Origin of the sequence: Enterococcus sp. DIV0800, from assembly GCF_050559735.1 — a bacterium.
Classification (GTDB): Bacteria; Bacillota; Bacilli; order Lactobacillales; family Enterococcaceae; genus Enterococcus_A; species Enterococcus_A devriesei.
On the sequence record NZ_CP187898.1, the window covers coordinates 540,890 to 562,887 of the forward strand.

Below are 21,998 nucleotides of genomic sequence, written 5' to 3' on the forward strand. Positions count from 1 at the left end.
TCACGCTTCAGCGTGATTAGTGGAATCGTATGCGAAACGACAATTAACCCATTTTTCATGCTTTTGAAAAATGGGTTCTTTACTGCGGAGTTAGCTGTCAGTCCATCTTCATTCTTTAGCGTGATTAGTGAAATTGTATGTTCTGAGAAAATAAAAAATTTTTCCAGCAATCACCGCAATCGCCATTTGGTATTTAAGAAAACTATCTATTTGTAAGGAATACTTGAAGACTTCCAATATACCCGCTATAATAGGAAAGAATTTTTGAAGGAAGGTCAGAGAATGATTTATTTTGATAATAGTGCAACAACTGCGATTTATCCGTTAGCACTTGATACATATGTTAAAACTAGCCAACGTATTATCGGCAACCCCTCTAGTCTTCATGATTTAGGGACACAAGCGAATCGTTTGCTGCAACAAGCTCGCAAGCAAATCGCCGAGCTTTTAGAGGTACAAGCCAATGAGATTTTCTTTACCAGTGGTGGTACGGAAGGCGATAATTGGGTCTTGAAAGGCACTGCTATCACAAAACGTGAATATGGCAATCATATTATTATTTCTAGCGTTGAACATCCAGCGGTCAGCCGCACGGCCAATCAATTGAAAGAACTGGGATTTGAAGTAAGTATTGCTCCAGTTGATAAGAGAGGCTTTGTAAAAATCGAGGAACTAGCTGCGTTGATTCGTCCAGAAACGATTCTTGTTTCCGTGATGGGTGTCAACAATGAAATGGGAGCAATCCAGCCGATTGAAGCAATTAGTGAGGTTTTAGCGGACTATCCGACGATTCATTTTCATGTGGATGCGGTCCAAGCAATCGGAAAAGTTGATCAAGCGCAATGGTTAACTCCACGGGTGGACTTCGCAACTTTCTCAGCCCATAAATTTCATGGCCCTCGAGGAGTCGGGTTTATTTATTGGAAAGCTGGAAAAAAATTAGCACCACTTTTAAATGGTGGTGGACAAGAAAGCGGTCAACGAGCTACGACCGAAAATGTGCCGGGAATCGTTGCCATGAGCCGCGCTTTACGGATGCATTTAGAAAAACAAGCCGAACGTCCAAATCATACAAAGATTATCCGTCAGTATTTGAAAGAAGCTTTAGCTGGTTATGATAAGGTGACGATTTTTTCAGGTGACGAGAACTTTGCGCCGCATATTTTGACTTTCGGAATCAAAGCTATTCGCGGTGAGGTTTTAGTCCATGCCTTGGAAGAAAAACAAATTTTTGTTTCGACAACCAGTGCCTGCTCGAGCCGTAAAAAAGTTGATAGTTCGACTTTGCATGCGATGAATGTGCCTCATGATGTAGCGACAACGGCCGTTCGTGTCAGCTTAGACGAAGCCAATACGATGGCGGAGGCCGAACAATTCATGGTCGTCTTCAACCATCTGTATGATAAATTTTCAAAAATTAATTAGGGAATGCCATACGGCTTGAAAATCGAACTTATTTTTCCGAACTTGGAAAAATAAATACAATAATACGAAAAAGGATTTCAGTTCAGCTTTTCGCAGAATCAATTTTAAGTAGCTCCCAACAAGGGCTCTAAGAGCGATAATCGAAGAGAGCAGTATAGCTGAATGATATACGGCTTGAGAATAAAACTTATTTTTCCAAACTTGGAAAAATAAATACAATAATACGAAAAAGGAGAATCATCTTGCAATATACTGAAATTATGGTGCGTTATGGCGAATTGTCGACGAAGGGCAAAAATCGTCGCAGCTTCATTATGCAGCTGGCGCAAAATGTTCGCGGAGCACTAATGGAATTTCCTAGCTTGAAAATTCACGCAGATCGCGATCGGATGCATATCTTATTAAATGGTGAAGACAGCAGTTTGGTGCTGCCAAAATTAAAAAAAGTTTTTGGTATTCAAACTTTTTCACCCAGCATTCAAGTAGAAAAAAATCTTGAAGCATTAAAACAAATGACTCAACAAATTATGGAAGAAATCTACACAGGTAAAGAAACCTTCAAGATTACCGCCAAACGCAGCGACCATGATTTTGAATTAGATAGCCATGGCTTGCAACAATATTTAGGCGATGCAGTAATGGATGTTTGTCCAGAAATCAAGGCTCAAATGAAACGGCCAGATATCAATTTACGGGTTGAGGTTCGCCGCGACAGTGCTTATCTATCTTATGAGACGCTCAAAGGGGCTGGCGGGTTGCCTGTAGGTACGAGTGGTAAAGGAATGCTGATGCTTTCTGGTGGGATCGATTCACCGGTAGCAGGTTATTTAGCGATGAAACGAGGCGTTGAGATTGAAGCCGTTCATTTTGCTAGTCCACCTTACACAAGTGAGCAAGCCTTGCAAAAAGCCAAAGATTTAACTGAAAAGTTAACACCATACGTTGGGGGCATCCAATTTATCGAAGTACCATTTACTGAGATTCAAGAAGAAATCAAGAAACGCAGTCCTCAAGGCTATTGGATGACGCTGACTCGTCGGATGATGCTGCGTTTGACAGATGCGATTCGGGAAAGGCGTCACGGGTTGGTGATCATCAACGGTGAATCACTTGGGCAAGTGGCGTCTCAAACGCTTCATAGCATGGTAGCGATCAATGAAGTGACTACGACGCCGATTATTCGACCAGTCGTAACGATGGATAAGACGGAGATCATCGAGCTGGCTGAAAAGATTGACACATTTGAATTAGCGATTCAGCCCTTTGAAGATTGTTGTACGATTTTTGCACCGCCGCAACCAAAGACGCGTCCTAATTTGGAAAAAGTTCTAGAGTTGGAAGAACGGTTTGATATTGAAGGCATGATGGCTCGTTGCTTAGCGGGGCTGAAAATTGAAGAAATTACACCGCAGCAAAGCGAAAAAACGGAAGAGTTTGCTGACTTATTATAATTAAAAAAGAGCAAGAAATCGAAATTGATTTCTTGCTCTTTTGCAACATTTGGCGCTTTTTTTTTTGACAAAGGATTGTTAAACAAAAACATTCATGCTAAAATTATTTATGTGAAACTTTTAACAAAGGAGCGTCATTATGGACCGCATAATTGAAAAACCCGTTCTCTCAAAAGCAACGACGAAACGTCTTTCATTGTATTTGCGCTGCTTAAAAAATTTAGAAAAAAATGGTGTCAATCGCGTGAAGTCTTCTGAGCTTAGCAAAATGACCCAAGTTGGTTCGGCGACGATTCGCCGTGATTTCTCACATTTTGGCGAGCTAGGACGCAGTGGGTATGGCTATGATGTCAATGACTTAATCAAAGTTTTTAGCGACATGTTGGAGACGAAAGAAGAAAAACGAATTGCCTTAATCGGCTGTGGAAATTTGGGCCAAGCCTTGCTGAATAATAATTTTAGACGGAATGAGAATTTAAATATTGTCTGCGCTTTTGATAATGATCCGGAGAAAGTCGGCACAGAGATTTGCGGCTATCCAATTTATTCTATTGAAGAGTTAAGCGAGGTCTTAGAAGAAAAGCAAATTACGGTGGCGATCTCGACGGTTCCTAGCCAGTTTGCTCAAGGTGCCATCGATCAAGTGGTGGCGAGTGGTATTACGGCTATTTTAAACTTTGCCCCTGATCCCTTGAAGGTCCCAGAAAATGTGCATGTTCACTATATCGATTTAACTTCGGAATTGCAGACCTTGATTTATTTTGATGGTCAATAAGCTCGCTAAGGCTTTACAAGTTTTCAAGTTCATTGTAGAATGATTCATACGATGATCAAGAAGAGTATGTAAGCTCAAATGTTTTAGAGAGAAAATGATCTGCTGCAACATTTTCACTTTGACTTACAGAAGGTAGCTTGGGAGTTTGCGTTTTGAAATCAGTAGGAACGCACGGCACATGACCGTTAACACATGCTTGAGCGGCAGAAAATTTTTCTGCAATTTAGGTGGTACCGCGTAATTTACGTCCTAAAACACATTTGTGTTTTAGGACTTTTTTTTGCGAGTGAGGCTTTTTGCAGTTCATCTAGCTTAAAATCGACATCCATGTTTGATTCAATACGGCGTGTCTGCAGTCTAGCCTCATCGTATGCGTTCGAAGATAAAGAATTTTTTTTGAGATAGCTGTCAGCCCAACTTTATCCGCAAACGAACCGAGCCAAAACTTTTATCAATCAATTTTAGGAGGAACAGTTATGACTGAAAATTTACCAACAAAATTCAATCCGCAAGAAGTTGAAGCGGGTCGTTACCAAAAATGGTTAGATCAAGATTTATTCAAGCCGTCAGAAGATAAACAGGCGAAACCTTACTCGATCGTGATTCCGCCGCCAAATGTAACGGGAAAATTGCATTTAGGCCATGCATGGGATACGACTTTACAAGATATGATCATTCGCCAAAAACGGATGCAAGGCTTTGACACGTTATGGTTGCCGGGAATGGACCATGCCGGTATCGCAACTCAAGCAAAGGTAGAAGAAAAATTGCGGGAACAAGGGATTTCCCGTTATGATCTTGGTCGTGAAAAATTTGTCGATCAAGTTTGGGAATGGAAAGAAGAATATGCTGGACACATTCGTGAACAATGGGCGAAGCTAGGCTTATCACTGGATTATAGCCGTGAACGTTTTACTCTGGATGATGGGTTATCAGATGCGGTTCGTAAGGTTTTCGTTTCTTTATATGAAAAGGACTTAATTTACCGCGGCGAATATATTATTAACTGGGACCCGCAAGCAAAAACAGCCTTATCAGATATTGAAGTAATTCATAAAGACGTGGAAGGCGCCTTCTACCATGTTTCTTATCTATTAGCTGACGGCAGTGGTGTGCTAGAAATCGCAACGACGCGTCCGGAAACAATGCTAGGCGATACAGCAATCGCGGTTCATCCAGAAGATGATCGCTATAAAGATTTGATTGGTAAAAAAGCGATTTTGCCATTGTTGGACAAAGAAATCCCAATCATCGCTGATAGTTACGTGGATCGTGAATTTGGGACGGGTGCCGTGAAAATTACACCGGCTCATGACCCTAATGACTTTGAGGTGGGTAATCGTCATGACTTACCGCGAGTAAATGTAATGAATCCAGATGGCACCATGAATGAACTGGCTGGCAAATATGCTGGGATGGATCGTTTCGCAGCTCGTAAGGCGATCGTCGCTGATTTGAAAGAGATCGGTCGTTTGATTAAAGTCGAAAAAATGGTTCACAGTGTCGGACATTCAGAGCGAACAGGTGTCGTTGTGGAACCGCGCTTATCAACCCAATGGTTTGTTAAGATGGCACCTCTTGCTGATCAAGCGGTGAAAAATCAAGCAACAGACAATGCGGTAGAATTTTTCCCACCACGCTTCAACAGTACCTTTATGACTTGGATGGAAAACGTTCATGATTGGGTAATCTCTCGTCAATTATGGTGGGGTCATCGGATCCCTGCTTGGTATCACAAAGAAACCGGTGAAATGTATGTAGGTATGGATGCTCCTGCCGACAGCGAAAATTGGGAACAAGATCCAGATGTTTTGGATACGTGGTTTAGCTCTGCTTTATGGCCTTTCTCTACGATGGGGTGGCCAGATGAAGACAGTGAAGATTATAAGCGCTACTTCCCAACTAGCACGTTAGTCACTGGCTACGATATTATTTTCTTCTGGGTCAGCCGCATGATCTTCCAAAGTTTGGAGTTCACGGACGAACGACCATTTAAAAATGTGCTGATCCACGGGTTGATTCGTGATGAACAAGGCCGTAAAATGAGTAAATCTTTGGGCAACGGAATTGATCCAATGGATGTCATCGAAAAATATGGTGCAGATGCCTTACGCTGGTTCTTATCCACTGGTTCTGCACCAGGTCAAGATGTGCGCTTCAGTTATGAAAAAATGGACGCTGCCTGGAACTTTATCAATAAAATCTGGAACGCCTCTCGTTTCGTGATTATGAACGTGGAGGATTTCACGTCAGAAGACATTGATTTCTCTGGTGAGAAGACGGTTGCCGATCGTTGGATTCTGACTCGCTTGAATGAAACGATTGAAAAAGTGACGAGTCTTTTTGACCAATTTGAATTTGGCGAAGCCGGACGTCAATTGTATAACTTCATGTGGGATGATTTCTGTGACTGGTATATCGAGATGAGTAAAGAAATTCTTTACGGTGAAGACGAAGCGGCTAAGAAAACCAACAAGAGTATCTTAGTCCATGTCTTGGATCAAACATTACGCCTATTGCATCCAATCATGCCATTTGTGACGGAAGAAATTTGGGCGAAACTACCACATACCGGCGAATCATTAGTCGTCGCTGATTATCCGGTGGTTCAACCGGAGAACAACGATGAGACCGCCGCGAAGGGCATGGAAGTCTTGAAGGAATTAATCCGCTCGGTTCGGAATATTCGGGCTGAAGTGAATACACCGCTTTCAAAACCAATCACTTTGTTGATCAAAACTAGTGACCCTAAGGTTGAAGCGTTCTTAATCGAAAATACAAGCTATATCGAGCGTTTCTGTAATCCAGAAGAGTTGACTATTGCTAGCGATATTACTGCGCCTGATTTAGCGATGTCAGCCGTTTTAACCGGAGCTGAAATTTATCTGCCACTGGCTGGCTTGATCAATATCGAAGAAGAAATCAAACGTCTGGAAAAAGAATTAGCTAAATGGACTGGCGAAGTCAAACGAGTTCAAGGAAAATTAGCCAATGAACGATTTGTTGCCAACGCGCCTGAAGCGGTCGTTGATGAAGAACGGGCGAAAGAAAAAGATTATTTAGAAAAACAAGCGGCCGTACAAGATCGGATCGAAAGCTTGCGTACGATTTCATAATATTTTCTTGAGGCCGTGATAGAAGTGGTTAGCTTCAAGCAAGAAACTATTACTGGAACGCCGTTTACTCGTAAACAGAGCCTGTGACAAGATTTTTGTCACAGGCTCTGCTTTTTTGCGCGAGACAATCTTTCTCAGATAAATTTTGCTATACTAGAGAGGCAAGAGAACGAATAGAAATATAAAAAAGTTGAAGAATAAATGAGGCGAGAAATCTTGACGATAAAAGAAGCGATTGCTTGGATTCACAGCCGCCAAAAATTTGGCTCAAGACCAGGGCTGGAACGTGTGCAAGCATTATTAAACAAAGTAGACAATCCTGAAAAAAAGGTTCCCGTGATCCATATTGCCGGAACCAACGGTAAAGGTTCTACCGTGGCCTATTTACGCAGTTTGTTAATTGAAGCAGGAGTGACGGTAGGGAGCTTTACTTCCCCCTATATCGAAGAGTTTAACGAACGAATCGCGATCGACGCGAAGCCAATCAGTGATCAGGATTTGATTCAGTTGGTGGAAAAATTCCAACCTTTAGTGGAAGAATTGGATCAGCAGCCAGAAATCAATGGCATCACTGAATTTGAAATTTTAACGGCTATGATGTTGGATTATTTTTTGACTAAAGAAGTAGACGTAGCGGTGGTGGAAGTCGGCTTAGGCGGCTTATTAGATTCAACCAACATTGTGGAGCCAATGTTGACGGCAATCACGACGATCGGCTATGATCATATGGACATTTTAGGGGATACGTTAAATGAGATCGCCTTTCAAAAAGCGGGCATTATCAAAAAGAATATTCCTGTTGTGACTGGTAAAATTAATAAAGGACCACTAATTGAGATTACTGAAAAAGCCGCAGCGGAAACAGCTCGGATGTATCGCTATGGCAAAGAATATACCGTCAACTATTTACACCCTGATCCAACGTGGGGAGAACTATTTACCTTTAACGACCAAGCGGGTAAGCTTTCTTCGTTGAAAGTCCCACTTTTAGGACGTCATCAAGTAGAAAATGCGGGAGTCGCTATCGAGCTGTTCCGCTTGTATTGTGAACAACAGCGGCTACCTTTTGACGAGAAAACGGTTCAAAAAGGCTTAGCCAATGCTCAATGGCCGGCTCGGATGGAGAAGGTCAGCGATGAGCCATTGATCGTAATGGATGGTGCTCACAACAGCCACGCTATGAAGCGTTTAGTAGAAAATGTTAAAAAAGAATTTCGTAATTACAATGTCAAAGTGCTGTTTTCAGCCTTAGAGACAAAAGATATTGATCAAATGCTGGCGTTGTTACAAGAAATTCCCAATGTACGGATTTATTTAACCACCTTTGAATATCCTAAGGCAATGGATCTCGCCCGCTATGATGATCGGGAAAACAATCAGTTTAGCGTCGTTTCACTATGGCAATTTGGGTTGGGGGAATTGTTGGAGGATATGGCAGAGGATGATTTACTTTTAATTACAGGATCGTTGTACTTCGTCTCTGAAGTACGTCAATTATTATTAAATATAGGAGGAAGCGATGAAAAAAACTAAGGGAATTATTTTTGACATGGATGGGTTGTTGTTTGATACAGAGTCGATTTATCAGGACGCGAATTTAATAGTAGCTGAAAAATATGACATCCCCTTCACTAAAGAGACCTACAAGCGTTTCATTGGGATCTCGGACGAAGAAGTCTGGGCAGCGCTCCATGAAATGTATGCGGACCACGGTGAAGCGACGGTTCAAAAATTCATCGATGAAAGCTGGGGGCTGGCTCATGACCGCTTCGAAACAGGCGAGGTTGATTTGAAGCCAGGCGTTCACGAGTTATTAACCTATTTGGAAGAAAAGAATATCCCGCGTGTGTTGGCCTCTAGCAATGTGCGACCAGTCATTGAAATATTATTGGAGCATGCTGGCATTCGCGACAAATTTTCTGATATCGTCTCAGCCGAAGATGTAAAGTTTGCGAAACCTGATCCAGAAATTTTTGTGATCGCTGCAGATCGCTTGGGGATTAATCCGGCAGACGGCCTAGTCTTAGAGGACTCTAAAAATGGGATTCTAGCAGCAGAAGGTGCGGGGGTACCAGTGGTGATGGTTCCGGATATTGTTGCGCCAACTAGCGAATTAGAAGCAAAGACAGTAGCGGTACTACCCACCTTACACCAGGTGATTGACTTTTTAGAAGCATAACGTTGACTCCTTTGCGTACTTTAAAGAAAAGTAGGTAAAGGAGTTTTTTATGGAAAAAAGTTTATTGTTGCAAGAGCTACCGGAAAGTTCCTGGCCGCGGGAACGTCTGTTGCGAACTGGTGAAAAACATTTATCGGACCAAGAATTATTGGCGATTATTTTACGGAACGGCTCGCGTCAGCAAAATGTTATGGAATTAGCCGGAACAATCTTACGAACCTTTCCAAGCTTATATGAATTAAAACAAGCGACCGTGCAAGAGTTACAGCAATTCAAGGGAATTGGCGAGACACGAGCGATCGAATTAAAAGCGATGATGGAATTTGGCTACCGAATCAATTGTGCACTGCAGCCAAAAATGGGAAGGGTTCAGTCGAGTCTTTCATTAGGGCAGCAGTTGATTAGTGAGTTGAAGGATTATCAGCAAGAGCATCTGGTCGCTTTTTTTCTCAATACCAAAAATGAGATCATTTCGCAAAAAACACTTTTTATCGGTTCGCTAAATCAAAGTATCGCTCATCCACGAGAAATTTTTCGTGAAGCAGTGCGAATCAGCGCGGCTCGAGTAGTTTTAGGTCATAATCATCCTTCAGGAAATCCAGTCCCTTCGCAAAATGATTTAGAGTTTACAGAACGGATGAGGGAGTGTGGTGAGATGATGGGAATCGAATTATTGGACCATATTATCACCGGAGAAACCAAATATTTCAGTTTGCGTGAAGAAAAGTACTTAAAGTAGAGATTGAAAACCCTTGCGCAGAGAATAACACCAATGTTAAAATATTAGTGTAATTTTGTTTTAGATACGAGTTGGTATATAGACGATGCCCTTTTCGTAGGCTGGCAATGTTACAATCAATAAGTGCTAAAGCACGAGGAGGATTTTATTCATGGAAAACGGAACAGTAAAATGGTTTAACGCAGAAAAAGGTTTTGGCTTCATCACTCGCGAAGATGGCAGCGATGTATTCGTACATTTCTCAGCAATCCAAGGCGACGGCTTCAAAACATTAGAAGAAGGACAAGCAGTAACTTTCGATGTTGAAGAAAGCGATCGCGGACCTCAAGCAACTAACGTTAATAAGCAATAATATGACAAAGCCTTAGAGAAAATTCTCTAAGGCTTTTTTTGTTTATTTTATTTTTGAGTTTTAGCTAAGGAAGCTTTGAAAAAATAAATCTTCCTCCAACGTTTCCGTGTGATTGGCATTGTTTACCGCCAAAGCAGCTTTTCCGATACAATACTGCCAAAAGAAATCAAAAGCATGAGGATGCTCTTTTTCTGCGCAGATGGTTGTAAAGAAAGTATAGGTTACTTCTTTAACGGCTTGGATCGTTTCAGAATCCTGTAAGAAAAAGCGGTAAAACTCTTCGGGGTAGTCCGTCGCGTAATTCACGATGGTGGCGGACAATGCTCGTAGATTTTTAGGGTCTTGATCGTCTAAAAAATCCGTGTACTTCACTAAGATACGATTTTTTAGTACCGCCTTCAATTCAGCCAAATTCTCAAACTCACGATAGATTGGCTGTGTCGAGCAGGAGATGTGCTGAGCGATATTACGAGCGTGAAATTTCTTAAAGCCCTCATTGAGAATCAGCTGATAGGCGCCGTCAATGATGTGGCTCCGATGAACGCGTTGTGTTCTTACCATTGTTAATCTTCCTTTATCTTGATTTGAATTGTTTTTAAAATAACTAGTGATAGTTAATGCGCCTTTTTATCTAACTTTCATTGTGCAAATAAAAAATCAATTTGTCAATCAAATTTAACGTGTTTATAAGAAAAAAATAATTGATTTTGCGTAAAAAGGACGGTTAGATAAGAATTAAAAGAGAAACCTTATCAGTCAATCAAAATAAAAAAACACCTATCTGTAAAACAGATAAGTGCTTTCGATTAATTATCTGGAGTCATGATCATTGGCAGAATCATCGGATGGCGTTCTGTTTGATCAAATAAGAACGGTTGTAAGGCACCGACCATTGCATTTTTAAGCTTCGCTTCGTTGCAATTGCCTTCATTCAGCGCTTCTCGTAACGCATGGAATAAAATCCGTTGGCCTTCGTTGATCATTTCACCTGATTCACGCATATAAACGAATCCGCGGGATAAGATGTCTGGACCAGCTAAAATTTCTTTTTTCTCAATATCAACAGTCGCTACTGCCAAAACCAATCCTTCTTCCGAAAGAATTCGACGATCACGGAGAACGACATTGCCGATATCACCGATCCCGCTGCCGTCAACATAAACATCGGTCGCAGTGAAGTGACCGGCGCGGCGAGCGCTATCAGCTGTTAGGGCCAACATATCACCGTTTTCCATCAAGAAACAATTTTCTTCTGGGACACCGGTGTCTTGGGCCAAGCCAGTATGGATCTTCAGCATCCGGAATTCACCATGGATGGGAACAAAATATTTTGGTTTCATTAAGCGCAACATCAATTTTTGTTCTTGCTGACTACCGTGTCCGGAAGTATGGATATTGTTGACTTTTCCATGAATTACTTCGGCGCCGGCTTCGGACAGCAGATTGATCAAATGGTTGACGCTGGTCGTATTCCCAGGGATTGGTGAGCTTGAAAAGATCACCGTATCATCTGGTTGGATTTGAATCTGACGATGGGTCCCGTTAGCGATCCGGGAAAGAGCCGCCATAGGTTCACCTTGCGAGCCGGTACATAAAATCATAACTTCATTGGCTGGCAATTGATTCATTTCATGAGCATCGATAAAGGTCCCATCAGGTACAGTAATGTAGCCTAATTTTTGACCGTTGACGATGGCATTTTCCATGCTGCGACCAAAGACCGCGATTTTTCGACCGGTCGCAACGGCGGCAGATGCAGCTTGTTGCAAACGAGAAATGTTAGAAGCGAAGGTGGCAAAAATAATCCGACCATCGACTTTTTCTACGATTCGTAAGATTGATTGACCAATCGTCTGCTCTGATTTGGTAAAGGTTGGAACCTCTGCATTGGTACTATCAGAAAGTAGACATAAGACGCCTTCTTCACCAAGTTTAGCCATGCGATGAAGATTAGCAGGTTCTCCGACTGGTGTGAAATCGAACTTGAAGTCGCCCGTTTCTACGATGTTTCCAGAAGGTGTCTTCACAACTACACCTAATGGATCAGGGATACTGTGGGTTGTCCGGAAAAAGCTGACGGATGTTTTGCGGAAACGAATTACGGAATCTTCATTGATCTCGTGTAGTTCGGCATCCCGCAGTAAACCATGCTCGTCTAATTTATTTTTGATTAAAGCTAAAGCTAAAGCTCCTGCATAAATCGGAATATTGGCCTGCTTTAATAAGTAGGGCACTCCACCGATATGGTCTTCATGACCGTGAGTAATAACGAGTGCTTTGACCTTGTTGATGTTTTGGGTAACGTAACTGAAATCAGGAATGACATAATCAATCCCTAATAAATCATCTTCTGGAAATTTTATCCCGGCATCAATAATGATGATTTCATCTTGGAATTGAACCCCATACATATTTTTTCCGATTTCGCCCAATCCACCAATGGCAAAGACACCAGTTTCATTGTTTTTTAGCGAAAGTTTCATATTAGAACTCCGCTAACTTGAAGTCGGCATTTTCTTTTTCGTATTCTAAATGGTTGCCTTCTAAAAGTTGGATATATTCCACGTTATATGGGGTGTTATCACGTAATAAGTTGTGAACCATTTCTTCGTTGTCAGCTTCGACATAAATTGATTGAGTTTGTTCACGTTTTGGATTGCGCTCTTTGGTTTCTTGATAATAAACTTTGTAAATCATGAATCTATCTCCTTTATTTGCTTAATAGCAATTTTTTCCACGACAAAATGAGGGGCGGGTGCCACCTGTTTTTTTACGTCTAGCTTTATGAACAAGCTTTTTTCACAATAAGCGAAAATTTTGGTAAGTCTTTTGGTAAGTCTAAGTTACGACTGAACAAAATTTTGATCGGATTGTTTAAAAGCGGATGGAGTTCAGAAAGCCTTTCCTAATGCTCAACGTCTTAGCTTGTGCGAAAGCGCTGAGAAGAAGCCTCGTCTTTGCTTCTTGCTTGAAAAAACAATTTCACCGTACTTTGGGTTGTTCTTACAACAATTACTTATAGTTTATCACAGAATAAATCAGAAGTATAGAAACTAGGAAGTGAAATGAGGTTTCCTAAGAAAATTTCAGAAAGTAAAAAAAGTTGAGTATAAAAAAACAATTTCCTCTTAGGCGAAAGTTTTTTATTTATGCTATATTGGAGACATTACGGTATAGAAAGAGGCGAGAAGAAATGAAGTTGATGTTGCGGTATACTTGGCGCTACAAAAAGTTATTATTTTTTGATTTCATCAGTGTATTTGGATTTATTTTAATCGAATTGGGGCTGCCAACAATTTTGGCCATGATGATCGATAAGGGGATTGGGAATAACGATTTCAGCTATGTTCAGAGGATGGGAATGGTAATGATTGCAATTACAGTCGTTGGAATCATTATGAGTATTTCTTTGCGTTATTTCAGCTCTCAGATCACCTCTCGCATGGTAGCGGCGATTCGAGATGATTTGTTTGAGAAAGTCCAGACTTTTTCTCATTCAGAATATGAACAAATCGGGGTACCTTCCTTGATTACACGAGCGACAAACGATGCCTATCAAATCATGTTGTTTATGCAAAATATTTTAACGACCGGGTTCATGACGCCGATGATGTTTGGGATGAGTTTGTATTTGATTATGCGAACCAGCCCCGGCTTAGGAATTTATGTGCTGTTGGCTTTGCCGATCTTATTATTAGCCGTTTTGTTGATTGCGAAATATTCAGAGCCATTATCAACCAAGCAACAGAATAATTTGGATAATATCAACGGTATTTTGCGTGAAAATCTTTCAGGCTTGCGAGTGATTCGAGCCTTTGTGAATGAAAAATTTGAGGAAATGCGTTTCCGTTTAGTCAATGATGCATACACCAATAGTTCGAAAAGCCTGTTTCACTTAATGGCGGTCGCACAGCCGGGCTTTTTCTTTCTATTTAATATTGTGATGGTATTGATTATTTGGAATGGGACAATTCAGATCGATCAAGGAAGTTTAGAAGTTGGTACGTTGATCGCCTTCATCGAATATATTTTCCATGCGTTGTTCTCCTTTATGCTTTTCGCAACGGTCTTTATGATGTATCCACGGGCTAATGTGTCTGCGCAACGAATCCAAGAAATTTTTGATATGGACCCGCTGATTAAAGACAATCCAGCAGCAATTGTGGAACCAAAAGAGAAAAGTACATTGGAATTCAGAGATGTAACTTTTGCTTATCCTGGGCATGCGGAAAGTCCGGTAATTCGTAATGTCAGTTTTACCGCCAATCCGGGAGAAACAGTCGCCTTTATCGGTAGTACCGGTTCAGGTAAATCAACATTGATCCAGTTGATCCCACGGTTTTACGATGTAACGGAAGGACAGGTCTTAGTCGACGGTCAAGATGTGCGGGCCTATCGGCTAAAAGATTTACGTGAAAAAATCGGCTATATTCCGCAAAAGGCCCAATTATTCACCGGAACGATCGAAGAAAATCTTCGTTATGGGAAAAAAGATGCCACCCAAGCGGAAATGGAAGAAGCGGCGGAGATTGCGCAAGCGGCCGAATTTATTTCACAAAAACCGAATGGCTATCAAGAAGAGTTGGCAGAAGGCGGCGGAAATTTTTCCGGTGGTCAGAAGCAGCGTCTGGCGATTGCTCGCGCAGTGATTCGCCGACCAGAGATTTATATTTTTGATGACAGTTTCTCTGCATTAGATTATCAAACAGATGCTAGATTACGAGCACGCTTGAAAAAAGAAACGACGCAAGCGGCGGTTCTGATTGTCGCTCAGCGGGTGGGTACGATTATGCACGCTGACAAAATCGTAGTTTTGAACGAAGGAGACGTCGTTGGTATTGGGACCCATCGTCAGCTACTTGAAAACTGTCCGATTTATTATGACATTGCCGCATCACAATTATCGAAGGAGGAATTAGCATGAAAAAATACACTTCTTCTTTAAAACGATTGATGCGCTATATCAATCCTTATAAAAAAACATTTATCCTCGTTCTTGTATTAGCGGTGGCGACCTTGGTATTAGGCACATGGATGCCTTATCTGACTGGCTTGCCGACAACTGAGGTCAGCAAAAATATTACTCAAGGCGAAGCAGTCAATTTTGATTATGTATTTAAATGGTTAGCCGTGATTGTGATTGTCGGGATCGCTTATTGTGGCACCCAGTTAGCGACGGGCTGGCTAATGGCCAATGTTGTCCAATCCGCAATGCGAGATTTGCGTGAGGATATCGAGGCCAAGATCAATCGTTTACCGGTCTCGTATTTTGATCGCAATCAACAAGGAAATATTTTGTCACGGGTAACCAATGACGTAGATGCGGTCAGCAATGCGATGCAACAAGCGATCATTAAATCTATCAATGCGGTTTTAGGGATCTTGCTGGCAGTTGCCATGATGTTTTACATCAATCCGATGATGGCTCTGCTATCAATGATCATGATTCCTTTGTCAATCGTGATTTCTAGAAAGATCGTCCAAGTCTCTCAAAAAGATTTCCAAGGAATGCAGAATTCTTTAGGAGAGTTAAATGGTTACGTACAAGAAAACATGACTGGTTTCAGTGTCTTGAAGCTGTATGGGCGTGAGCAAGAAACTTTAGCTGGTTTTAGTAAGGTCAATCATCAATTACGACATTTCGGCTTTCGAGCGGCTTTTGTCTCAAGTTTGATGCAGCCACTCGTTCAATTAACAGCTTATGGAACGTACATTGCAATGGCGATCTTAGGTAGCTGGAATGTCATTCACGGTGTGATCTTAGTCGGTCAGTTGCAAGCCTTCATTCAATATATTTGGCAAGTCAGTCAACCAATGGGAGAAATTACCCAGCTGTCATCCATGATTCAAAGTGCTTCGGCCTCAGCAAAACGAGTCTTTGAAATCTTAGATGAACCGGAAGAAACGTTGAACGAGACCGATTTAGCGTTACCAGAACCACTCCAAGGAAACGTCGTCTTTGACCATGTGCAGTTCAGCTATGATCCTAAGAAGCCATTGATCGAGGATTTGAGTTTTGAAGTTAAGGCGGGAGAAACGGTCGCAATCGTTGGACCGACAGGGGCCGGGAAAACCACCTTGATTAATTTATTGATGCGTTTTTACGACATCGACAGTGGTAAAATTTTAATTGATGGTGTGAATACGCAAGAAATGAACCGGTCCGATGTCCGTTCGTTGTTTGGTATGGTGTTGCAAGATGCGTGGCTGTATGAAGGTTCGATCGGTGATAACATTCGCTTTGGCCGATTGGAAGCCACGGATTATGAAGTCGTAGATGCCGCTAAGACTGCTAACGTCGATCACTTTATCCGGACGATGCCCGGTGGTTATGAGATGGAGATCAATTCAGAAGGTAACAATGTTTCGTTAGGACAAAAACAATTATTGACGATTGCTCGTGCGATCATTTCGGATCCGAAAATTTTGATTTTAGATGAAGCCACTAGTTCCGTCGATACACGATTGGAAGGATTGATCCAAAAAGCAATGGATCGAGTGATGGAAGGACGAACGAGTTTCGTGATTGCGCATCGCTTATCAACGATTCGCGATGCGGACCATATTCTAGTCATGAAAGATGGAAATATCATTGAACATGGAACGCATCATGAACTGTTGGAACAAGGCGGATTCTACGAACAACTTTATAATAGTCAGTTTATGGAAGAAGCTGAGTAAGGCTAAGCAAGAACGTTAGAGACATGGATGAAAAATCCATGTCTCTTTTTATTTTAATTTGAGTAGTTCTTCACATGAAATGATTTATTCATGAGAAGGGGTATTTTTTTTCTAATTTTGGATCGCAAGACAAGTGAAAATAAAAAAACTTGCGTCATGATATAAAAGCTTATAAATAAATGAATTTTATCAAGTTAAAAATAAAAAGGAATGACCTGATGAGAAAACGGAGGTTATTTATTATAAAAAAGAAAGCGTTTTCTTTGTTAGGTTATGCTTTACTAAGTTATTCGGGAATCCTGTTGTTTTAGCGGTAGCGAATACTTACAATTTTAGTAATAAAGCGATTTTTTTTCGAAAGAACAAATCATTTCTTTAAATACGTGTAACTTAATTTGAAGAGAAGAGTTCTTTAAATCTTAAGAAAGGATATGCTTGGCTCGCTGAAAAATAAAAATTGGAGGAAACATTCATGTCGAAACCGAAAAAACAGAAATTAACGTTAATCTCACTGATTCTTATGATCTTCACATCGGTATTTGGTTTCACCAACATCACTCGCGCATTTTATTTGATGGGTTACGCTTCGATCTTGTGGTACGTTTTAGCAGCAGTTACGTTCTTTTTACCTTTTGCTTTTATGTTGTCCGAATATGGAGCAGCCTTTAAAGATCGAAAAGGCGGCATTTATTCTTGGATGGCGGAATCCTTTAATCCTAAATTTGCTTTTATTGGTACTTTCATGTGGTATGCATCATATATTATTTGGATGGTTAACGTAGGCTCGGGGATCTGGATTCCATTGTCGAATGCGATTTTTGGCGTAGACAAAACACAACAGTGGACACCGTTTGGATTATCCGGCGTACAAACATTAGGAGTCTTAGCTATTTTCTGGATTATTTTGATTACTTTTGTTTCTTCAAGAGGATTAGACAGCATTAAAAAAGTGACGTCAATCGGTGGAACGGCCGTTGCATTGATTAATGTTGTATTATTTATCGGTGGTCTGGCGATTCTTTTACTGAATGGACATATGGCACAGCCACTGAGTCCAGGGGCATTTTTCCAGTCACCGAATGCAGACTATTCGACGATGATTCAAGTCTTTGGGTTCCTAGTTTTTGCGATCTTCGCCTATGGCGGTTTGGAAGTTGTTGGCGGCTTAGTGGATGAAACAGAGAATGCCGAAAAGACTTTCCCTCGAGGAGTGGCGATCTCGGCAATCGTTATCGCGGTGGGATATGCAGTGGGCATTTTTATGATGGGAGCCTTCACGAATTGGACCTTTGCCTTTACACAGTTTTCTGATGCAGAAGTAACTTTAGGAAATGTTGCTTATATCGCCATGAATAATATGGGTTATCAACTAGGCCATGCGCTGCATTTAACAGAAGCGGCCTCTGTCACGATGGGTGTTTGGGTGTCGCGCTACATGGGTTTGTCGATGTTCTTAGCGTTGACAGGAGCATTTTTCACCTTGATCTTCTCGCCTTTGAAGCAGTTGATCGAAGGGACACCGAAAGAAGTTTGGCCGGAATATTTAACTAAAACTAAAAATGGTTTGCCTGTCAACGCAATGAAAGTCCAAGCGGCGATCGTGATTGCGATTGTGGCTCTAGTTTCTTTTGGCGGCAGCGGTGCGAAATATTTCTTCCAAGTCCTAGTTTCGATGACGAATGTTTCGATGACGATTCCTTATATGTTCTTGGCGATCGCTTTTGTTGGATTTAAAAAGAAAAAGGAAATCGAAAAACCGTTTGAGATATATAAGACTCAGACAATGGCCAATATTGCAGTAACTGTTGTAACCTTTGTGGTTGGTTTTGCCAATGTCTTTACGATCGTTCAACCAGCAATGCAAGGCGACCTTGCGGGAACCATTTATTCGATTTTAGGTCCAGTCGTCTTTGGAGTGGTCGCGGTGGTTATGTATAGCCGGTACGAGAAAAAATATATTTTATCTTCAGGAACACTATAGAGGTGGAAAAATGAAAGATCTAATGGAACATTTAGACGCATATGCGAATTTGATTGTGAAGACAGGAGTCAACGTTCAGGCGAAAGAGTTAGTTCAGTTAGACATTTCCGTCAATCAGGCACCGTTGGCTCGTTTAATAGTAAAAAAAGCCTATGAAGCCGGAGCGAGTCAAGTCATTTTGCGGTGGACAGATGACACAATTTTACGAGAACAGGTACTGAATATGGAACTTGACGAATTGCGGGAAGTTCCAGCGTACAAGCAGGCGGAGATGGAGGATTTAGTTGCTCGGCGGATCAGCCGAATCAGTGTCGTTTCACAAGATCCCAGCTTGTTCGCTGGCGTGGATACGAAACGAATTGATGCTTATCAACAATATGATCGCAAATTATTATTTGGTCTGCGACAAGTTGCAGCGGCGAATAAAATCAGTTGGACGGTAGTAGCTGCGGCGGAAGCACCGTGGGCGGCTAAAGTTTTCCCGGAACTGCCTGAGTCAGAACAAGTAACAGCTTTGTGGGACGCGATCTTTAAGGCAACTAAAGTTTATGAAACTGATCCGATTCAAGCGTGGTCAGCACATGAAAAAAGACTGCAGGAAAAAGCAGCCATGATGAACCGTGAACAATTTAAAGCATTGCATTATCAAGCGCCTGGAACTGATTTAACGATTGGCCTGCCCGTAAATCATGTGTGGGACAGTGCTCGCAGTATTAATGAAAAAGGCTTTGAATTTATGGCCAATATGCCGACAGAAGAAATTTTTACCGCACCTGATTGCCGGGTCGCAGACGGAGTCGTATCTTCAACGAAGCCCTTAGCTTACGGTGGACAAGTGATCACCGGCATTAAATTGACTTTCAAAGACGGTGCGATTGTCGATGTCCAGGCGGAGCAAGGTGAGGCAGTCTTGAAAGCATTAGTCGAAATGGATGAAGGTTCCAAGCATTTAGGCGAGGTGGCGTTAGTGCCGGACCCTTCACCAATCTCTCAATCAGGAATTACCTTCTTCAGTACACTATACGATGAAAATGCCTCGAATCATTTAGCTATCGGCAATGCCTATGCCTTTAACTTAGCAGGCGGAGTCGATATGAATGAAGAAGAACTGATCGAACATGGCTTGAATCGGAGCAAAAATCATGTGGATTTCATGATTGGTTCTGATCAAATGAACATTGACGGGATTCGTCAAGACGGCAGTCGCACCGCAATTTTTAGAAATGGTGATTGGGCTTAGCGTCTTTTATGAATAAACAGGAAGCAAGAGTCTTAAAATTATTTTTAAGGCTCTTTGTTTTACAAAAGAAAGGATAGCCTCATGCTATACTGAAATTGAGGTGAGGACGATGACAGAATTTATTGCAAATAGCGCAGATGTATTTGGAGACGTAACCATTGAGGCTGGCTCGACGATTTGGTTTCAAAGTGTTTTAAGAGGAGACAGCACCAAAATTTCAATCGGTAAAAAAAGTAATATCCAAGATGGGTCGATCGTGCATGTGGATCATGACGCGCCAACTCAGATCGGTGACTATGTGACGGTCGGGCATGGCTGTATCATTCACGGTTGTAAGATTCATTCAGGGGCTTTGATAGGAATGGGCTCAACCATTTTAAATCACGCGGAGATCGGAGAAAACAGTTTGATTGGAGCGGGCTCATTAGTAACCGAAGGAACCGTTATTCCAGCCAACTCGCTGGCTTTTGGCTCGCCTGCTCGGGTGATTCGCCAATTGACATCCGCGGAGATCGAAAAAAATCGTGAGAACGCGGAGCATTATTATGAATTAGGGCAAGCTTATTTGAATAAGGTATTTCCCGCGTTTTCTTCACAAGGAGCTTCCCATGAAGGAGACTAGCTTTTTATTATTGCAAGCACAACTGCGGGCGCTTTTTCCCGAAGAAGGTCTGAATCAGTTAGCGATTTACGAAGATCAAACCGAAAAATTATTGATTTTCTCTAACCGCGGGTTGCACGTTTTAGAAGAAGATGATCTGACCAAGGAACCACGAAACGTTTATTTTACGGCAGAAAGTTTGAAACCCTTTTCCTTGCGGCAACAATCAGGTGTCTTTGAATTGTTAATCGAGACCTTAGGCGGACGAACATTTACTTTGGCGTTTCCGGATCAGGGTGATGCGCATCAGGCGATGCAGACTCTAATCGAACTCTTAGCTTAAAAGACGATTTAGTGTAAATTTTTTTTGATTTTCTTTATAATCTTACTTAAAGGAAGTGATAAAAAATGGACGGAAGTAAATTTGATCAAGAGCCTGTAAATGAAGAAGAATTATTGGCTCAAGGTTATCGCAAATATCATGGTGAGGGCATTGATATTTATTACAATAAAGATATTTGCGCGCATATCGGAAATTGTGTCCGAGGCAATCCAGAAATTTTTGAGGTGGGACGCAGACCGTGGATCATCCCGGATAATGGCAGTGTGAAAAATGCCAGCTATGTCGTGGATACGTGTCCGAGCGGCGCCTTGAAATACATTGTAAAAGCAGAAGTATAACGGGATTTTCCTAAGCTAATTAAGGGTATCCCATAGTTCATCAAAAACTTTTATTCAGAGGAGCGTTATTATGGAAATCAAAGAAGAAAAAGAACGTTTTGTCTTACTAAACGACGAAGGAAACGAAGCGGGCGAAATGACTTGGTCAAATGCAGGTCCTGAAATCATGATCATCGATCATACCTTTGTTGACCCAACTTACCGTGGCCAACAATTAGCACAAAAATTAGTTGCGGCTGGCGTTGAAAAAGCACGTAAAGATGGTAAAAAAATCATCCCTCTTTGCCCATTTGCTAAAAAAGAGTTTGAAGAAAAACCAGAATATGCAGACGTTTTAAGAAAATAAGTTCGTTTTCCTCTCTAGTCAAACAGCTTCGATTATGCTAAAGTAAAAAATGAGGTAGTTTGGAATAAGGAGGTCATCTTTTGTATAATTTTATTTTGGGCGTTATCTTAGTGTTGTCAGTGATCATCGTCATTACGATTATGATGCAGCCTAGCAAACAAAATAGTGCTGCGAGTGCATTTACTGGCGGTGCGGATCAATTGTTCGGAAAACAAAAGGCGCGCGGCTTTGAAGCTGTGATGCAACGATCGACTGCAGTTTTAGGTGCGGTTTGGATGATTTTGCTCTTCGTCTTAATGTTTCTATCAAGCAAATAAAACGGCCTCTCGCTTGAGAGGTCTTTTTTTTGTGGCTCAGTTTCACGAACAAACTTTTGAACGAAGCCTTTCTAATTTTGTATTTAATGTAAATCAAGTACACTTTAAGATAGA

20 protein-coding genes and 1 other annotated feature are annotated in these 21,998 nt (G+C 41.5%); of the genes, 17 read left to right on the plus strand and 3 right to left on the minus strand.

Going from position 1 to position 21,998, the window contains the following annotated elements:
* Positions 1–282: 282 nt before the first annotated feature.
* The 8 genes from IGI54_RS02520 to IGI54_RS02555 all read left to right on the plus strand — a co-directional run bounded on the left by IGI54_RS02520 (position 283) and on the right by IGI54_RS02555 (position 10,037).
* Positions 283–1,425 carry a cysteine desulfurase family protein gene (locus tag IGI54_RS02520; protein WP_430621083.1) on the plus strand — a complete coding sequence of 381 codons (1,143 nt, stop codon included), beginning with the start codon at positions 283–285 and terminating at the stop codon, positions 1,423–1,425.
* Positions 1,426–1,667: 242 nt separating this feature from the next.
* Positions 1,668–2,876 carry a tRNA uracil 4-sulfurtransferase ThiI gene (gene thiI / locus IGI54_RS02525; protein ID WP_430621084.1) on the plus strand — a complete coding sequence of 403 codons (1,209 nt, stop codon included), beginning with the start codon at positions 1,668–1,670 and terminating at the stop codon, positions 2,874–2,876.
* Between the two features lie 139 nt (positions 2,877–3,015).
* The gene (locus IGI54_RS02530) at positions 3,016–3,651 is read left to right on the plus strand and encodes a redox-sensing transcriptional repressor Rex (RefSeq protein WP_071862332.1); all 636 of its coding nucleotides are present in this window, start codon (positions 3,016–3,018) and stop codon (positions 3,649–3,651) included.
* A 42-nt stretch (positions 3,652–3,693) separates the two neighbouring features.
* Positions 3,694–3,906, plus strand: a binding site (T-box leader).
* Positions 3,907–4,127: 221 nt separating this feature from the next.
* On the plus strand, positions 4,128–6,767 hold the full coding sequence (locus IGI54_RS02535; RefSeq protein WP_430621085.1) for a valine--tRNA ligase: 2,640 nt from the start codon (positions 4,128–4,130) through the stop codon (positions 6,765–6,767).
* 201 nt (positions 6,768–6,968) lie between these two features.
* Positions 6,969–8,300 carry a bifunctional folylpolyglutamate synthase/dihydrofolate synthase gene (locus IGI54_RS02540; RefSeq protein WP_430621086.1) on the plus strand — a complete coding sequence of 444 codons (1,332 nt, stop codon included), beginning with the start codon at positions 6,969–6,971 and terminating at the stop codon, positions 8,298–8,300.
* A complete protein-coding gene (locus IGI54_RS02545) occupies positions 8,287–8,946 on the plus strand; it encodes an HAD family hydrolase (RefSeq protein ID WP_216429497.1) in 660 nt (219 codons plus the stop codon). The genes IGI54_RS02540 and IGI54_RS02545 overlap by 14 nt, the downstream gene beginning before the upstream one ends.
* 49 nt (positions 8,947–8,995) lie before the next feature.
* Complete coding sequence (gene radC, locus IGI54_RS02550) at positions 8,996–9,685, plus strand: RadC family protein (RefSeq protein WP_430621087.1); 690 nt, start codon at positions 8,996–8,998, stop codon at positions 9,683–9,685.
* A gap of 151 nt (positions 9,686–9,836) precedes the next feature.
* On the plus strand, positions 9,837–10,037 hold the full coding sequence (locus IGI54_RS02555; RefSeq protein WP_137613371.1) for a cold-shock protein: 201 nt from the start codon (positions 9,837–9,839) through the stop codon (positions 10,035–10,037).
* A 60-nt stretch (positions 10,038–10,097) separates the two neighbouring features.
* On the opposite strand, the gene IGI54_RS02560 is transcribed toward IGI54_RS02555, so the two are convergent.
* The 3 genes from IGI54_RS02560 to IGI54_RS02570 form a co-directional block, all read right to left on the minus strand.
* Positions 10,098–10,598 carry a TetR/AcrR family transcriptional regulator gene (locus tag IGI54_RS02560; RefSeq protein WP_216429502.1) on the minus strand — a complete coding sequence of 167 codons (501 nt, stop codon included), beginning with the start codon at positions 10,596–10,598 and terminating at the stop codon, positions 10,098–10,100.
* A gap of 245 nt (positions 10,599–10,843) precedes the next feature.
* Entirely contained in the window at positions 10,844–12,520 is a 1,677-nt protein-coding gene (gene rnjA, locus IGI54_RS02565; RefSeq protein ID WP_216429504.1) for a ribonuclease J1, read from the minus strand.
* Position 12,521: 1 nt separating this feature from the next.
* Positions 12,522–12,734 (minus strand): DNA-dependent RNA polymerase subunit epsilon, encoded by a 213-nt coding sequence (locus IGI54_RS02570; RefSeq protein WP_071862324.1) that lies wholly within the window; start codon positions 12,732–12,734, stop codon positions 12,522–12,524.
* Between the two features lie 496 nt (positions 12,735–13,230).
* On the opposite strand from IGI54_RS02570, the gene IGI54_RS02575 reads away from it, so the two are divergent.
* The 9 genes from IGI54_RS02575 (at position 13,231) to secG (ending at position 21,884) form a co-directional block, all read left to right on the plus strand.
* Positions 13,231–14,961, plus strand: coding sequence for an ABC transporter ATP-binding protein (locus IGI54_RS02575; RefSeq protein ID WP_430621088.1), 1,731 nt, complete (start codon positions 13,231–13,233; stop codon positions 14,959–14,961).
* Entirely contained in the window at positions 14,958–16,718 is a 1,761-nt protein-coding gene (locus tag IGI54_RS02580) for an ABC transporter ATP-binding protein (RefSeq protein WP_071862322.1), read from the plus strand. The genes IGI54_RS02575 and IGI54_RS02580 overlap by 4 nt, the downstream gene beginning before the upstream one ends.
* Positions 16,719–17,190: 472 nt before the next feature.
* Entirely contained in the window at positions 17,191–18,699 is a 1,509-nt protein-coding gene (yjeM, locus tag IGI54_RS02585; RefSeq protein ID WP_216429507.1) for a glutamate/gamma-aminobutyrate family transporter YjeM, read from the plus strand.
* A gap of 10 nt (positions 18,700–18,709) precedes the next feature.
* The gene (locus IGI54_RS02590; protein ID WP_430621089.1) at positions 18,710–19,939 is read left to right on the plus strand and encodes an aminopeptidase; all 1,230 of its coding nucleotides are present in this window, start codon (positions 18,710–18,712) and stop codon (positions 19,937–19,939) included.
* Between the two features lie 109 nt (positions 19,940–20,048).
* On the plus strand, positions 20,049–20,561 hold the full coding sequence (locus IGI54_RS02595; RefSeq protein WP_430621090.1) for a gamma carbonic anhydrase family protein: 513 nt from the start codon (positions 20,049–20,051) through the stop codon (positions 20,559–20,561).
* Positions 20,548–20,883, plus strand: coding sequence for a hypothetical protein (locus IGI54_RS02600; RefSeq protein ID WP_071862318.1), 336 nt, complete (start codon positions 20,548–20,550; stop codon positions 20,881–20,883). Before IGI54_RS02595 ends, IGI54_RS02600 begins: the two co-directional genes overlap by 14 nt.
* A 65-nt stretch (positions 20,884–20,948) precedes the next feature.
* Complete coding sequence (locus tag IGI54_RS02605) at positions 20,949–21,221, plus strand: (4Fe-4S)-binding protein (protein ID WP_071862317.1); 273 nt, start codon at positions 20,949–20,951, stop codon at positions 21,219–21,221.
* Positions 21,222–21,273: 52 nt separating this feature from the next.
* The gene (locus tag IGI54_RS02610) at positions 21,274–21,567 is read left to right on the plus strand and encodes a GNAT family N-acetyltransferase (protein ID WP_276327099.1); all 294 of its coding nucleotides are present in this window, start codon (positions 21,274–21,276) and stop codon (positions 21,565–21,567) included.
* Between the two features lie 80 nt (positions 21,568–21,647).
* The gene (gene secG, locus IGI54_RS02615) at positions 21,648–21,884 is read left to right on the plus strand and encodes a preprotein translocase subunit SecG (RefSeq protein ID WP_071857487.1); all 237 of its coding nucleotides are present in this window, start codon (positions 21,648–21,650) and stop codon (positions 21,882–21,884) included.
* The last annotated feature ends 114 nt before the right edge of the window (positions 21,885–21,998 follow it).

Excerpts from the sequence above, each read along its gene's own strand:
- IGI54_RS02520 (WP_430621083.1), top strand. The coding sequence starts at position 283 with ATGATTTATTTTGATAATAGTGCAACAACTGCGATTTATCCGTTAGCA.
- IGI54_RS02530 (WP_071862332.1), top strand. The coding sequence starts at position 3,016 with ATGGACCGCATAATTGAAAAACCCGTTCTCTCAAAAGCAACGACGAAA.
- IGI54_RS02535 (WP_430621085.1), top strand. The coding sequence starts at position 4,128 with ATGACTGAAAATTTACCAACAAAATTCAATCCGCAAGAAGTTGAAGCG.
- IGI54_RS02540 (WP_430621086.1), top strand. The coding sequence starts at position 6,969 with ATGAGGCGAGAAATCTTGACGATAAAAGAAGCGATTGCTTGGATTCAC.
- IGI54_RS02545 (WP_216429497.1), top strand. The coding sequence starts at position 8,287 with ATGAAAAAAACTAAGGGAATTATTTTTGACATGGATGGGTTGTTGTTT.
- radC (WP_430621087.1), top strand. The coding sequence starts at position 8,996 with ATGGAAAAAAGTTTATTGTTGCAAGAGCTACCGGAAAGTTCCTGGCCG.
- IGI54_RS02555 (WP_137613371.1), top strand. The coding sequence starts at position 9,837 with ATGGAAAACGGAACAGTAAAATGGTTTAACGCAGAAAAAGGTTTTGGC.
- IGI54_RS02560 (WP_216429502.1), bottom strand. The coding sequence starts at position 10,598 with ATGGTAAGAACACAACGCGTTCATCGGAGCCACATCATTGACGGCGCC.
- rnjA (WP_216429504.1), bottom strand. The coding sequence starts at position 12,520 with ATGAAACTTTCGCTAAAAAACAATGAAACTGGTGTCTTTGCCATTGGT.
- IGI54_RS02570 (WP_071862324.1), bottom strand. The coding sequence starts at position 12,734 with ATGATTTACAAAGTTTATTATCAAGAAACCAAAGAGCGCAATCCAAAA.
- IGI54_RS02575 (WP_430621088.1), top strand. The coding sequence starts at position 13,231 with ATGAAGTTGATGTTGCGGTATACTTGGCGCTACAAAAAGTTATTATTT.
- IGI54_RS02580 (WP_071862322.1), top strand. The coding sequence starts at position 14,958 with ATGAAAAAATACACTTCTTCTTTAAAACGATTGATGCGCTATATCAAT.
- yjeM (WP_216429507.1), top strand. The coding sequence starts at position 17,191 with ATGTCGAAACCGAAAAAACAGAAATTAACGTTAATCTCACTGATTCTT.
- IGI54_RS02590 (WP_430621089.1), top strand. The coding sequence starts at position 18,710 with ATGAAAGATCTAATGGAACATTTAGACGCATATGCGAATTTGATTGTG.
- IGI54_RS02595 (WP_430621090.1), top strand. The coding sequence starts at position 20,049 with ATGACAGAATTTATTGCAAATAGCGCAGATGTATTTGGAGACGTAACC.
- IGI54_RS02600 (WP_071862318.1), top strand. The coding sequence starts at position 20,548 with ATGAAGGAGACTAGCTTTTTATTATTGCAAGCACAACTGCGGGCGCTT.
- IGI54_RS02605 (WP_071862317.1), top strand. The coding sequence starts at position 20,949 with ATGGACGGAAGTAAATTTGATCAAGAGCCTGTAAATGAAGAAGAATTA.